General features: G+C 69.4%; 12 protein-coding genes. 7 read left to right on the forward strand and 5 right to left on the reverse strand.

Translation table 11 applies throughout. The features are described from left to right. Positions 1-136 precede the first annotated feature (136 nt). Complete coding sequence (gene aroG, locus MBR110_RS13850; protein ID WP_011883337.1) at positions 137-1,210, forward strand: 3-deoxy-7-phosphoheptulonate synthase AroG; 1,074 nt, start codon at positions 137-139, stop codon at positions 1,208-1,210. Positions 1,211-1,340: 130 nt separating this feature from the next. Here the strand turns inward: aroG and hmpA are convergent, their stop codons facing one another. Both hmpA and MBR110_RS13860 read right to left on the reverse strand, forming a co-directional pair. Continuing rightward, positions 1,341-2,549 carry an NO-inducible flavohemoprotein gene (gene hmpA / locus MBR110_RS13855; RefSeq protein WP_011883334.1) on the reverse strand — a complete coding sequence of 403 codons (1,209 nt, stop codon included), beginning with the start codon at positions 2,547-2,549 and terminating at the stop codon, positions 1,341-1,343. Positions 2,550-2,638: 89 nt separating this feature from the next. Continuing rightward, positions 2,639-3,190, reverse strand: a complete 552-nt coding sequence (locus MBR110_RS13860) for a cob(I)yrinic acid a,c-diamide adenosyltransferase (protein ID WP_011883333.1) — start codon at positions 3,188-3,190, stop codon at positions 2,639-2,641. A 140-nt stretch (positions 3,191-3,330) separates the two neighbouring features. Between MBR110_RS13860 and MBR110_RS13865 the strand changes: the two genes are divergently transcribed. The 6 genes from MBR110_RS13865 (at position 3,331) to proC (ending at position 10,405) form a co-directional block, all read left to right on the forward strand. Continuing rightward, on the forward strand, positions 3,331-4,740 hold the full coding sequence (locus tag MBR110_RS13865) for an FAD-binding oxidoreductase (protein WP_034194446.1): 1,410 nt from the start codon (positions 3,331-3,333) through the stop codon (positions 4,738-4,740). A gap of 37 nt (positions 4,741-4,777) precedes the next feature. Further along, positions 4,778-6,271: an FAD-linked oxidase C-terminal domain-containing protein gene (locus tag MBR110_RS13870; protein WP_059461807.1), complete on the forward strand. Its 1,494-nt coding sequence runs from the start codon at positions 4,778-4,780 to the stop codon at positions 6,269-6,271. Between the two features lie 118 nt (positions 6,272-6,389). After that, positions 6,390-7,478, forward strand: a complete 1,089-nt coding sequence (gene glcE, locus MBR110_RS13875) for a glycolate oxidase subunit GlcE (RefSeq protein ID WP_014722474.1) — start codon at positions 6,390-6,392, stop codon at positions 7,476-7,478. Between the two features lies 1 nt (position 7,479). Next, positions 7,480-8,706, forward strand: a complete 1,227-nt coding sequence (gene glcF, locus MBR110_RS13880; protein ID WP_011883329.1) for a glycolate oxidase subunit GlcF — start codon at positions 7,480-7,482, stop codon at positions 8,704-8,706. Between the two features lie 142 nt (positions 8,707-8,848). Further along, entirely contained in the window at positions 8,849-9,547 is a 699-nt protein-coding gene (locus tag MBR110_RS13885; RefSeq protein WP_011883328.1) for a YggS family pyridoxal phosphate-dependent enzyme, read from the forward strand. A 45-nt stretch (positions 9,548-9,592) separates the two neighbouring features. Beyond that, complete coding sequence (proC, locus tag MBR110_RS13890; protein ID WP_011883327.1) at positions 9,593-10,405, forward strand: pyrroline-5-carboxylate reductase; 813 nt, start codon at positions 9,593-9,595, stop codon at positions 10,403-10,405. A gap of 123 nt (positions 10,406-10,528) precedes the next feature. Here proC and ubiA read toward each other — a convergent pair whose 3' ends face one another. The 3 genes from ubiA to MBR110_RS13905 all read right to left on the reverse strand — a co-directional run bounded on the left by ubiA (position 10,529) and on the right by MBR110_RS13905 (position 12,592). Then, positions 10,529-11,401, reverse strand: coding sequence for a 4-hydroxybenzoate octaprenyltransferase (ubiA, locus tag MBR110_RS13895; RefSeq protein WP_011883326.1), 873 nt, complete (start codon positions 11,399-11,401; stop codon positions 10,529-10,531). A gap of 429 nt (positions 11,402-11,830) precedes the next feature. Beyond that, the gene (gene dpsA / locus MBR110_RS13900; protein ID WP_011883325.1) at positions 11,831-12,319 is read right to left on the reverse strand and encodes a non-specific DNA-binding protein DpsA; all 489 of its coding nucleotides are present in this window, start codon (positions 12,317-12,319) and stop codon (positions 11,831-11,833) included. 123 nt (positions 12,320-12,442) lie between these two features. After that, positions 12,443-12,592, reverse strand: coding sequence for a hypothetical protein (locus MBR110_RS13905; protein ID WP_011883324.1), 150 nt, complete (start codon positions 12,590-12,592; stop codon positions 12,443-12,445). Between the last annotated feature and the right edge of the window lie 49 nt (positions 12,593-12,641).

Genomic DNA, 12,641 nt, shown 5'->3' on the forward strand with positions numbered 1-12,641 from the left:
TTTTTTTTCGCCCTTCGCCAACCGGCCGTCGCAGCGGATCCCGCCGCACCGGCCGGCGCCGACCGAATCACCCGAATCGATGAATCTGCCGCACGCGCTCTGACCGAACGGCGCCCGTAAAACCAGGAGAACCAGCATGCCCCCGCACAACACCGACGACGTCCGCATCCGCGAACTCAAGGAACTGACGCCGCCCGCCCACCTGATCCGCGAATTCGCATGCTCCGAGGCCGCGTCCGAGCTGATCTACGAGTCGCGCCGTTCGATGCACCGGATCCTGCACGGGATGGACGACCGGCTGATCGTCGTGATCGGGCCGTGCTCGATCCACGACACGAAGGCGGCGCTCGAATATGCGGGGCGGCTCGTGAAGGAGCGGGAGCGCTTCAAGGGCGAGCTGGAAATCGTGATGCGCGTGTACTTCGAAAAGCCGCGCACGACGGTCGGCTGGAAGGGGCTGATCAACGATCCGCATCTCGACAACAGCTTCAAGATCAACGAAGGGCTGCGCACGGCGCGCGAGCTGCTGCTGCAGATCAACGAGATGGGGTTGCCGGCCGCGACCGAATACCTCGACATGATCAGCCCGCAGTACATCGCCGACCTGATCTCGTGGGGCGCGATCGGCGCGCGCACGACCGAGTCGCAGGTGCATCGCGAACTCGCGTCGGGGCTGTCGTGCCCGGTCGGCTTCAAGAACGGCACCGACGGCAACGTGAAGATCGCCGTCGACGCGATCAAGGCCGCGTCGCAGCCGCACCATTTCCTGTCGGTGACCAAGGGCGGCCATTCGGCGATCGTGTCGACGGCCGGCAACGAAGACTGTCACGTGATCCTGCGCGGCGGCAAGACGCCGAACTACGACGCGGACAGCGTGAACGCCGCCTGCGCGGACATCGGCAAGGCCGGCCTCGCCGCGCGCCTGATGATCGACGCGAGCCATGCGAACAGCTCGAAGAAGCACGAGAACCAGATCCCGGTGTGCGCGGACATCGGCCGTCAGGTCGCCGCCGGGGACGAGCGGATCGTCGGCGTGATGATCGAGTCGCACCTCGTCGAGGGGCGCCAGGACCTGAAGGAAGGCTGCGCGCTGACCTACGGCCAGAGCATCACCGACGCATGCATCGCGTGGGACGACAGCGTGAAGGTGCTCGAAGGGCTCGCGGAAGCCGTGAAGGCGCGCCGCGTCGCACGCGGCAGCGGCAACTGACGGCCGGCCAGCGGGCCGCGGGCCGGCGCATGCCGCCCGCGGCCCGATCGATGCCCCAATAAGACAAGCCCGGCTCGCGCCGGGCTTTGTCGTTGTGTCGCTGCGTCGGCCGACACCGGCCGGGCGGGCGTTACTCGAGCGCGCCCGAGCCGAAGATCTCGGTGTTGATGCGTTCCGGCGCGACGCCGAGCGCGACCAGCGCGTCGCGTTGCGCCTTCATGAACGCGATCGGGCCGCAGATGTAGTAGTCGGCATCCGGCACCAGCGCATACTGCTGCACGCGCTCCGGCGTCAGGCGCCCTTCGAGGTCGTGATCGACGCCCGCGCGGTCGTTCGGGCCGACCAGCTCGTACAGCACCGTGCGCTTGAAATTCGCGTGTTCGCGCACCGTATCGTTCAGCCAGTCGCGGAACGCGTGCACCGCGCCCGAGCGGCAGGCGTGGACGAACCGCACGTCGCGCTTGCTGCCTTCGGCCACCAGCGTCGACGCCATCGACACCATCGGCGTCAGGCCCACACCGCCGGAGATCAGCACGACCGGCGTATCGACGCCGCGCTTCAGCGAGAATTCGCCCATCGGCGCGGTCACCTCGACGATCGCGCCCTCCTCCACGCCGTCGTGCATCAGCGTGGAAACCTTGCCGGCCGGAACCGCTTCGGCCTGGCCGGACTCGCGCTTCACCGAGATGCGCAGCCACTTGCCGTGCGGCGCGTCGGACAGGCTGTACTGGCGCGGCTGGTCGACGCCGAGATCGCCGACGAAGCGCTTCACCGTGACGTACTGGCCCGGCTCGAAGGTCGGCGCCGCGCCGCCGTCGGCCGGCGTCAGGTAGAACGACGTGATCTCGTCGCTTTCACGCACCTTGCGGGCCACCTTGAACGGACGGAAGCCGCTCCAGGCGGCGCCCGCGTACAGGTCGGCCTCGGCGCCGATCAGGATCTGCGCGAGCTGGCCGTACGCGACGCGCCAGGCTTCGAGCGTCTGCGCGTCCACCGCGTCGCCGAGCACTTCGACGATCGATGCAAGCAGGTTCTCGCCGACGATCGGGTAATGCTCCGGACGGATGTTCAGGCTCGCGTGCTTGTGCGCGATGTGCGACACCGCTCCGCCGAGCGCGCCGAGGTTGTCGATGTTCGCCGCATACGCATAGACGGCCTTCGCGAGCGTCTCCGGCTGGCTGCCGGTCTTCTGGTGCGTCTGGTTGAACAGGTTCTTCAGCTCGGGATGGCGCGTGAACATGCGCTGGTAGAAGTGCTTCGTGATCGTCGCGCCGTGCACGGCCAGGACGGGGGCAGTGGCCTTCACACGAGCCATCTGGTCGGCGGTGATGTCAGTCATGTCGTTCTCCGTTAAACATGCTCAAACGATACATGTTTAAAAATCGCGGCCCCTCGGGCAAATTGTCGCAGCGCGGGAAGGCGCGCGGCTCAGCGCACGCGCCCTCGCTCCCACAGCACGTCCGAGCCGCCGCCGGCGCGGTTCAGCACGCGCGCGAGCACGAACAGCAGGTCGGACAGCCGGTTCACGTAACGCCGCGGCGCATCGTTCAACGTGTCGGCACGGCCGAGCGCGACGATCGAACGCTCGGCGCGCCGGCACACGGTGCGGCACACGTGCGCGAGCGACGCGGCGCGCGAGCCGGCCGGCAGGATGAATTCCCGCAGCGGCGGCAGCGTCGCGTTGTAGTCGGCCAGCCATCGGTCGAGGCGCGCGAGATGCGTGTCGTCGAGTACCGTGTGGCCGGGGATGCACAGCTCGCCGCCCAGATCGAACAGGTCGTGCTGGATCGTCACGAGCGCGGTGCGCACGTCGTCCGGCAGCGGCTCGGCGAGCAGCACGCCGAGATTCGAGTTCAGTTCGTCGACGTCGCCGATCGCGACGATCCGCGCGTCGTCCTTGCCGATGCGCCGGCCGTCGCCGAGGCCGGTGGTGCCGTCGTCGCCCGTGCGCGTGGCGATCTTGCTCAAGCGGTTGCCCATGCGAATGTCCTCTCGTGCGCGGCCGCGACGCGGCCCGGTTGTGTAGGAACGCGATTATCGCAGCCGGCGGGGCGGGTCGCAGCGGACGTTGCGGCGTAGAATGACCCAAAAGTTCGACAAGCAGCCGTCAGGAGACGCTCGTGAATCACCCCGCCACGCCGGCCGCCACGCGCCGCCCGCTTCCTCCCGCGATGCTCGATGCGCTGCGCGCCACCTTCGGCGAGCGCGTGTCGATCGCCGACGCGGTCCGCGCCCATCACGGCCGCGACGAATCCCCGTTCGATCCGCAACTGCCCGACGCCGTCGTGTTCGCGCACAACGCCGACGAAGTGCGCGCCGTCGTGTCGCTGTGCGCGCTCTACAGCGTCCCGCTGATCCCGTACGGCGCCGGCTCGTCGCTCGAAGGCCATCTGCTGGCGGTGCGCGGCGGCGTGTCGCTCGATCTGTCGGAGATGAACCGTGTGCTGTCGATCGACGCGGAAGACCTGACCGTGACGGTCGAACCGGGCATCACGCGCAAGGCGCTGAACGAAGCGCTGCGCGACACCGGCCTGTTCTTCCCGATCGATCCGGGCGCCGACGCCAGCATCGGCGGCATGACGGCGACCCGCGCCTCGGGCACCAACGCCGTGCGCTACGGGACGATGCGCGAGAACGTGCTCGGCCTGAGCGCCGTGCTCGCCGACGGCCGCGTCGTGAAGACCGGCTCGCGCGCGCGCAAGTCGTCGGCCGGCTACGATCTGACGCGGCTGTTCGTCGGCTCGGAAGGCACGCTCGGCGTGATCACCGAGATCACGCTGCGCCTGCATCCGCTGCCCGAAGCGGTGTCGGCCGCGATCTGCGCGTTCCCGACGATGGGCGACGCGGTGCGCACCGTGATCGAGACGATCCAGATCGGCGTGCCGATCGCGCGCGTCGAATTCGTCGACGCGCTGGCGGTGCGCTCGATCAATCGCCATTCGAACCTGACGCTCGCCGAGGCGCCGACGCTGTTCTTCGAATTCCACGGCACCGACGCCGGCGTGAAGGAGCAGGCGGAGCTCGTGCAGGCGCTCGCCGGGCAGAACCACGGCCAGGGCTTCGAATGGGCGACGCGCCCGGAGGACCGCACGCGGCTGTGGGCCGCGCGCCACAACGCGTACTTCGCGATGCTGCAGCTCAAGCCCGGCTGCCGCGCGGTGACGACCGACGTCTGCGTGCCGATCTCGCAGCTCGCCGCCTGCGTCGAGGAAACCGAAGCCGACCTGCGCGCGTCGTCGCTGCCCTGCCCGATCGTCGGCCACGTCGGCGACGGCAATTTCCACGTCGCGATCCTGATCGACCCCGACAAGCCCGCCGAGCTCGACGAAGCCGAACGCATCAACGACCGGATCGTCGAGCGCGCGCTGCGGCTGGGCGGTACTTGCACCGGCGAACACGGCGTCGGCCTGCACAAGATGCGCTTCCTGCCGAAGGAGCACGGCGAGAACGCGATCGACGCGATGCGGGCGATCAAGCTCGCGCTCGATCCGCGCAACCTGATGAATCCCGGCAAGATCTTCACGTGCTGACACGGCGGCGCGCGGCCGCGCGCGCTCAGGAGACTCAATGAACGCTTCCGTCGAACCGTCGAGCGCGATGCGCGCGCAGCGCCAGCGCGAAGTCGTGCAGGCGCTGATGGCCGTGCTGCCGACCCATTGCCTGCTGTACCGCGACGAAGACACCGCAGCCTACGAATGCGACGGCCTGTCGGCGTATCGCCGGCTGCCGCTCGCGGTGGCGCTGCCGGAAACCGAATCGCAGGTGCAGCGCATCGTGCAGATCTGCCGCCGCATGGAAGTGCCGATCGTGCCGCGCGGCGCGGGCACGAGCCTGTCGGGCGGCGCGCTGCCGATCGCGAACGGCGTCGTGCTGTCGCTCGCGCGCTTCACTCGGATCGTCGAAGTCGATCCGTACGCGCGCACGGCGACCGTCCAGCCCGGCGTGCGCAACCTCGCGATTTCCGAGGCCGCCGCGCCGTACGGGCTGTATTACGCGCCCGATCCGTCGTCGCAGATCGCCTGCACGATCGGCGGCAACGTCGCGGAGAATTCGGGCGGCGTCCACTGCCTGAAGTACGGGCTGACGGTGCACAACGTGATGCGCGTGCGCGCGGTCACGATGGACGGCGAGATCGTCGAGTTCGGCTCGCTCGGGCTCGACACGCCGGGCCTCGACCTGCTCGCGGTGATGATCGGCAGCGAAGGGATGTTCGCGATCGTCACCGAAGTGACGGTGAAGCTGATCCCGAAGCCGCAGACCGCGCAGCTCGTGATGGCGAGCTTCGACGACGTCGTGAAGGGCGGCGAGGCGGTCGCCGCGATCATCGCGTCGGGCATCATCCCGGCCGGCCTCGAGATGATGGACAAGCCGGCCACGCAGGCGGTCGAGGCGTTCACGCACGCCGGCTACGACGTCGACGCGAAGGCGATCCTGCTGTGCGAATCCGACGGCACGCCCGAGGAAGTCGCCGAGGAGATCGTCCGCATGACGGCCGTGCTGCGCGAGCACGGCGCGACGCGCATCCAGGTGTCGCGCAACGAGAGCGAGCGGCTGCGCTTCTGGTCGGGCCGCAAGAACGCGTTCCCGGCCGCCGGCCGCATCTCGGCCGACTATTACTGCATGGACGGCACCGTGCCGCGCCGCGCGATCGGGCCGCTGCTCGCGCGCATCGAGCAGCTCGAGACACGCTACGGGTTGCGCTGCATCAACGTATTCCATGCCGGCGACGGCAACATGCATCCGCTGATCCTCTACAACGCGAACGATCCCGAGCAGTTGCACCGCGCCGAGCAGTTCGGTGCGGAGATCCTCGAATGCTGCGTGGAATTCGGCGGCAGCGTCACCGGCGAGCACGGCGTCGGCATCGAAAAGCTCAATTCGATGTGCGTGCAGTTCTCGCCGCAGGAGCGCGACGCGTTCTTCGCGGTCAAGCGCGCGTTCGATCCGGCCGGGCTGCTCAACCCCGACAAGGGCATCCCGACCCGCGCGCGCTGCGCCGAGTACGGCCGTCAGCACGTGCGCGGCGGGCTGCTGCCGCATCCCGACCTGCCGCGCTTCTGAGCGGCGCGCGCCGTGCGGAGGCCCGGCGTGCGCGCGTCGGGGCGTTAGGGATAGTCGCGATGTGGATTCGCGCCACCCCGGTACAATCGACCGGACAACAACGAGGCAGCAACGGAACATGGAAGAGGACGACATCGTCGCCGGATGGGCCGAGCGCGTGCGCGCCGCCAGCGCCGACGGGCGGCCGCTGCGGGTCCGCGGCGGCGGCACCAAGGACTGGTACGGCCAGACGCTGGACGGCGAAATACTCGACACGCGCGCGTTTCAAGGCGTCGTGTCGTACGACCCGGCCGAGCTCGTCGTCACGGTGCGCGCGGGCACGCCGCTCGCGCAGCTCGAAGCCGTCCTCGCCGAGCGCGGCCAGATGCTGCCGTTCGAGCCGCCGCACTTCGGCCGCGCGGCCACCGTCGGCGGCTGCATCGCGGCCGGTCTCGCCGGCCCGCGGCGCGCGGCCTGCGGCGCGCCGCGCGACTTCGTGCTCGGCGTCACGCTGATGAACGGGCGCGGCGAAGTGCTGCGCTTCGGCGGGCAGGTCGTGAAGAACGTCGCCGGCTACGACGTGTCGCGCCTGATGGCCGGCGCGCTCGGCACGCTCGGGCTGATGCTCGAGCTGTCGATCAAGGTGCTGCCGGTGCCGGTCGCCGAAGTCACGCTGAAGTTCGAGATGACGGCCACCGACGCGGTGCGCAAGCTCAACGAATGGGGCGGCCATCCGCTGCCGGTGAGCGCGAGCGGCTGGCGCAACGGCACGCTGGTGCTGCGGCTGTCCGGCGCGGAAGCGGCGGTCAAGTCGGCGAAGACGCTGCTCGGCGGCGAAGTCGTCGACGCGGTCGAAGCCGAGCGCTTCTGGGCCGGCCTGCGCGAGCACACCGATCCGTTCTTCAACGGCATTCCGCCCGGCTACGCGCTGTGGCGCCTGTCGCTGCCGTCGATCACCGAGCCGATGCACCTCGCCGGCAACCAGCTGATGGAATGGGGCGGCGCGCAGCGCTGGTGGATCACCGACGCCGATGCGCAGACGGTGCGCATGAGCGCGAAGCAGGCCGGCGGCCACGCGACGCTGTTCCGCGCGGGCGATTCCTACGACCGCAGCGCCGGCGTGTTCACGCCGCTGCCCGCGCCGCTGATGAAGATCCACCGCGGGCTGAAGGCCGCGTTCGATCCGGCGCGCATCTTCAACCGCGGCAGGCTCTACCCCGATCTCTGAGATGCAAACGAACCTCGCCGATTTCATCCGCAACACGGCCGACGGCGACGAGGCCGACGCGATCCTGCGCAAGTGCGTGCATTGCGGCTTCTGCACCGCGACGTGTCCGACCTACCAGCTGCTCGGCGACGAACTCGACGGCCCGCGCGGCCGCATCTACCTGATCAAGCAGATGGTCGAAGGCGCGCCCGTCACGCGCAGCACGCAGCAGCACCTCGACCGCTGCCTCACCTGCCGCAGCTGCGAGACGACCTGCCCGTCGGGCGTGCAATACGGCCGGCTCGTCGAAATCGGCCGCAAGCACGTCGAGGCGCAGGTGCGGCGCCCGGCGCAGCAGCGGCTGATGCGCCGGCTGCTCGCGAGCGTCGTGCCGAACGCGGCGCTGTTCTCGCCGATGATGCGGCTCGGCCAGCACGTGCGGCCGCTGTTGCCGAAACGGCTGCGCGACAAGGTGCCGCCGCGCACGCGGCTGCTCGAGTGGCCGCAGCAGCCGCATGCGCGCAAGATGCTGATGCTCGGCGGCTGCGTGCAGCCGTCGATGCTGCCGAACATCAACATCGCGACCGCACGCGTGCTGGATGCGCTCGGCATCGAGACGGTCGTCGCGCCGGACGCCGGCTGCTGCGGCGCGATCCGGCTGCACCTGAACTATCACGACGACGCGCTCGACGACGCGCGCCGCAACATCGACGCGTGGTGGCCGCATGTCGAGCAAGGCGCCGAGGCGATCGTGATGAACGCATCGGGATGCGGCGCGACGGTGCTCGAATACGCGCACCTGCTGCGCGACGACCCGGCCTATGCGGAGAAGGCGCAGCGCATCGTCGCGCTCACGCGCGACATCTCCGACGTGCTGCTCGCGTCCGAGGCCGAGCTGGCGACGCTCGCGCGACGCCGCGCGATCCATACCGTCGCGTACCACCCGCCGTGCACGCTGCAGCATGGCCAGCAGTCGCGCGGCAAGGTCGAGCGCCTGCTCGAGACGCTCGGCATCGACGTGCGGCTGCCGGTCGACAGCCATCTGTGCTGCGGATCGGCCGGCACTTATTCGCTGACCCAGCCGTCGCTGTCGTACCGGCTGCGCAAGCAGAAGCTGCTGAAGCTGCAGGCGCTCGAACCGCAGATGATCGTATCCGGCAACGTCGGCTGCATCGCGCACCTGCAAAGCGGCACGCAGATTCCGGTCGTGCACTGGGTGCAGCTCGTCGAGCATCTGCTGTACGGCTGACGCGAGCGGCGGCACGCTGCGGCGCGGCGCGCCGTCCGCCTGCCGTCCGTCCGCGTGCCGTCCGTATAATGGGCGCTTTGCTGCGGCGCATGCGGTGCCGCAGCGCGCCGTCTCCGCTTCAGTGCCAGCTTCCGTGCCCGTCATGTCCGATCTCGCCGCCCGCCTCGACTCCGTTCACCGCCGCATCGCCGACGCCGCCCGCGCAGCCGGCCGCGATCCCGCGACCGTCTCGCTGCTCGCCGTGTCGAAGACCTTCCCCGCCGACGACGTGCGCGCCGCGCACGCGGCCGGACAACGCGCGTTCGGCGAGAACTACGTCCAGGAATCGATCGACAAGATCGACGCGCTCGCCGACCTGCGCAGCGCGCTCGAATGGCATTTCATCGGGCCGCTGCAGTCGAACAAGACGCGCGCGGTGGCCGAGCGCTTCGACTGGGTTCATTCGGTCGACCGGCTGAAGATCGCGCAACGCCTGTCCGAACAGCGCCCGCCGCAGTTGCCGCCGCTGAACGTGTGCATCCAGGTCAACATCAGCGGCGAGGAATCGAAGAGCGGCGTCGCGCCGGCCGACGTGGCCGAGCTCGCACGCGCGGTCGCCGCGCTGCCGGCGCTGCGGCTGCGCGGCCTGATGGCGATCCCCGAGCCGGCCGGCGATACCGATGCGCAACGCGCGCCGCATCGCGCGCTGCACGCGCTGTTCGACACGCTGCGCGCGCACGGGCTGGCCCTCGACACGCTGTCGATGGGCATGTCCGCGGATCTCGAAGCGGCGGTGCTCGAAGGCGCGACGATCGTGCGCGTCGGCACCGCGATCTTCGGCGCGCGCGACTATTCGCACTGAGCGCCGCGCCGCCTTTCCGTTCACTCACTCGCTCAATCCGACATCATGAAAATCGCATTCATCGGCGGCGGCAACATGGCCGCGGCCCTGATCGGCGGGCTCGTCAAGCGCGGCGTCGCCGCCGACGGCCTGTACGCCATCGACGTCAACGAGGACGTGCGCGCGCGTGCCGCGCAGCAGTTCGGGATCCGCACCGGCGCGGCCGTCGACGCGACGCTCGCCGATTACGACGCGATCGTGCTCGCGGTGAAGCCGCAGGTGCTGAAGGAGGTCGCGCAGGCGCTCGCGCCGCACCTGAAGTCGCAGCTGGTGATCAGCATCGCGGCCGGCATCCGCGGCGCCGACCTCGCGCGCTGGCTCGGCGGCTACACGCGTGTCGTGCGCACGATGCCGAACACACCGGCGCTGGTCGGCATGGGCGTGACGGGCCTCGCGGCGCTGCCGGGCGTCGACGCGACCGGTCGCGAACTGGCGTCGAGCGTGCTCGGCGCGGTCGGCGAGATCGTCTGGTTCGCCGACGAAGTGCAGCTCGACGCGGTCACCGCGATCTCGGGCAGCGGGCCGGCCTACGTGTTCTATTTCATCGAAGCGCTGCAGGAGGCCGCCCGCCGCCTCGGCCTGAACGACGAACAGGGCCGCGCGCTCGCGGTCGCGACGTTCGCCGGCGCCGCGCAGCTGGCCGCGCAGTCGGGCGAGCCGGCGAGCGTGCTGCGCGAGCGCGTGACGTCGAAAGGCGGCACGACGGCCGCCGCGCTCGCGTCGTTCGACGCGCAGCAGGTGAAGGAAGCGATCGTGCGCGGCGCGCTCGCTGCGCACGCGCGCGCGCAGGAAATGGGCGACGAGCTCGGCCGCGCGTAAGCGCTGCAGCCTGCGCCGGTTTCCCGGTGCGCCGACAAAAAAGCGGCCTCGGCCGCTTTTTTGTTGCATCGCGCCTTCGCGGCGCCTGCCGGCTCAGGCCGGTTCGGGCCGGTTCACGCCGGTTCAGTTGCCGGCCGCACCGGCCACCAGATAGTGCGCGGCGATCCCGGCGAACAGCACGCCGCCGAGCCAGTTGTTGTGCCGGAATGCGGCGAAGCACGGCATCCGCTCGCGGTCCTTGATCAGCGTGTAGTGATACAGCGCGCAGCCGAGCGCCGCGGCCCAGCCGGCCCAGAACGCGAGCCCGAAGCCGAGCGTCGCGCCGATCCATGCGTAGATGCCGAGCGTCACCGCATAGCAGAGCATGATGGCCGCGACGTCGAAGCGGCCGAACGTCAGCGCGGACGTGCGGATCCCGATCTTGATGTCGTCGTCGCGGTCGACCATCGCATATTCGGTGTCGTACGCCACCGACCAGAACACGTTCGCGACCAGCATCACCCACGCGAGCGCCGGTACCGTGCCCTGCACGGCCGCGAATGCCATCGGGATGCCGAAGCCGAACGCGATGCCGAGGTACGCCTGCGGAATCGCGAAAAAGCGCTTCATGAACGGATACGAGCCGGCGACGAACAGCGCGACGACCGACAGCTCTTTCGTCAGCGTATTGAGCGGCAGGATCAGCAGGAACGCGACGAACGACAGCACCGCCGCGATCGCGACGGCCTCCCATGCGCGGATCTTGCCCGAGGTCAGCGGCCGATCGGCCGTGCGCTTCACGTGACGATCGAAATCGCGGTCGGCATAGTCGTTCATCGCGCAGCCGGCCGAGCGCATCAGCAGCGTGCCGAGTGCGAAGATCGCGACCAGCGGCCAGCGCGGACGGCCGTCCGACGCGATCCACAACGCGTTGAGCGTCGGCCACAGCAGCAGCAGGCTGCCGATCGGCTTGTCCATCCGGACGAGCCGCAGATACAGGGGAAAGCGGGCAAGCATGGCGAAACACCGGGTAGGGAATCCCGGCATTTTAGAGCCGAGCGGCGGTCCGCGTCATGTCGCGGTGGGCGGCGAGCCGCCGCAGGATGCGGGTCGGCGGCGCCGCGCGGGCCGTTGCGGCACGGCGCCGTAATCCGGGGCCGGATCCAGGGACGCAGGCCGGTCGGCATGCGGCGGGTAGGCGCTGGGTAAACCGAAAGCCTCGGACGACGCCGGCCGCGCGCTATACGGCCGGCAGTACGCGGCGGGTGATGGGCGAGCGACCGTGGCAGCCGACGTTACGCTGCTAGCTGTACGCAACCGACCGCGCGCTACCGAACGCACACCGGGCGGACCGTAGGCACGCGGCTTCACAGAAACCGACCGTACGCCGCGACCACCAAGCGACGACCGCACCCGACCGGCGACGGCCCGCGCCCCACCACCACCTTACGCGAGCAGCGACCGCAGCATCCATGCGGTCTTTTCATGCGTCTGCAGGCGTTGCGTCAGCAGGTCGGCGGTCGGCTCGTCGCGCGCCGCATCGGCGAGCGGGAAGATCTCGCGCGCGGTGCGCACGACGGTCTCGTGCCCTTCGACGAGCTGCCGGATCATCTCTTCGGCCGCCGGCACGCCGTTCGCTTCCGGCACCGACGACAGCTTTGCAAAATCGGCGAACGTGCCCGGCGCGACGACGCCGAGCGTGCGAATGCGCTCGGCGACCGAATCGACCGCGAGCCACAGTTCGTTGTACTGCTCCTCGAACATCAGGTGCAGCGTGTTGAACATCGGACCCGTGACGTTCCAGTGGAAGTTGTGGGTCTTCAGGTACAGCGAAAACGTGTCGGCGAGCAAACGCGACAGGCCGTCCGCGATCTTCTTGCGGTCCTTGTCGCTGATGCCGATGTTGATCTGCGTGACGTTGCCTTTCTTGGCCATCTTCGAGACTCCTTGTTCGAAACGTTGAACCGACGAAAGCGCGCGCAATCCGCATGCCGCATGCCGCGTCGCGGGCATCCGGGCGCGACTTGCCAGTCTAGCGCGATGAGCGAATCGTTGCGCTCAGTGTCCCGCCCCGAGCGACGCGAGCGCGTGCAGCGCCTGCGTGGCCAGCTCGGCCGCGCCGCCGATGACGATCGCGAACCCGAAGACGCGCCGTACCAGCTCGGCCGGCGTATATGCTGCGCGCATGTTGAGGATCATTTGCGTCATGGTCGTTTCTCCTTCGACAAGACCAGATGGTGGATCGGAAGAAAAAACG

It is taken from the genome of Burkholderia sp. MBR-1, assembly GCF_013822785.1.
GTDB lineage: Bacteria > Pseudomonadota > Gammaproteobacteria > Burkholderiales > Burkholderiaceae > Burkholderia > Burkholderia vietnamiensis.

Excerpts from the sequence above, each read along its gene's own strand:
- aroG (WP_011883337.1), top strand. The coding sequence starts at position 137 with ATGCCCCCGCACAACACCGACGACGTCCGCATCCGCGAACTCAAGGAA.
- MBR110_RS13905 (WP_011883324.1), bottom strand. The coding sequence starts at position 12,592 with ATGACGCAAATGATCCTCAACATGCGCGCAGCATATACGCCGGCCGAG.
- proC (WP_011883327.1), top strand. The coding sequence starts at position 9,593 with ATGAAAATCGCATTCATCGGCGGCGGCAACATGGCCGCGGCCCTGATC.
- glcE (WP_014722474.1), top strand. The coding sequence starts at position 6,390 with ATGGAAGAGGACGACATCGTCGCCGGATGGGCCGAGCGCGTGCGCGCC.
- hmpA (WP_011883334.1), bottom strand. The coding sequence starts at position 2,549 with ATGACTGACATCACCGCCGACCAGATGGCTCGTGTGAAGGCCACTGCC.
- MBR110_RS13885 (WP_011883328.1), top strand. The coding sequence starts at position 8,849 with ATGTCCGATCTCGCCGCCCGCCTCGACTCCGTTCACCGCCGCATCGCC.
- MBR110_RS13860 (WP_011883333.1), bottom strand. The coding sequence starts at position 3,190 with ATGGGCAACCGCTTGAGCAAGATCGCCACGCGCACGGGCGACGACGGC.
- ubiA (WP_011883326.1), bottom strand. The coding sequence starts at position 11,401 with ATGCTTGCCCGCTTTCCCCTGTATCTGCGGCTCGTCCGGATGGACAAG.
- MBR110_RS13870 (WP_059461807.1), top strand. The coding sequence starts at position 4,778 with ATGAACGCTTCCGTCGAACCGTCGAGCGCGATGCGCGCGCAGCGCCAG.
- dpsA (WP_011883325.1), bottom strand. The coding sequence starts at position 12,319 with ATGGCCAAGAAAGGCAACGTCACGCAGATCAACATCGGCATCAGCGAC.
- glcF (WP_011883329.1), top strand. The coding sequence starts at position 7,480 with ATGCAAACGAACCTCGCCGATTTCATCCGCAACACGGCCGACGGCGAC.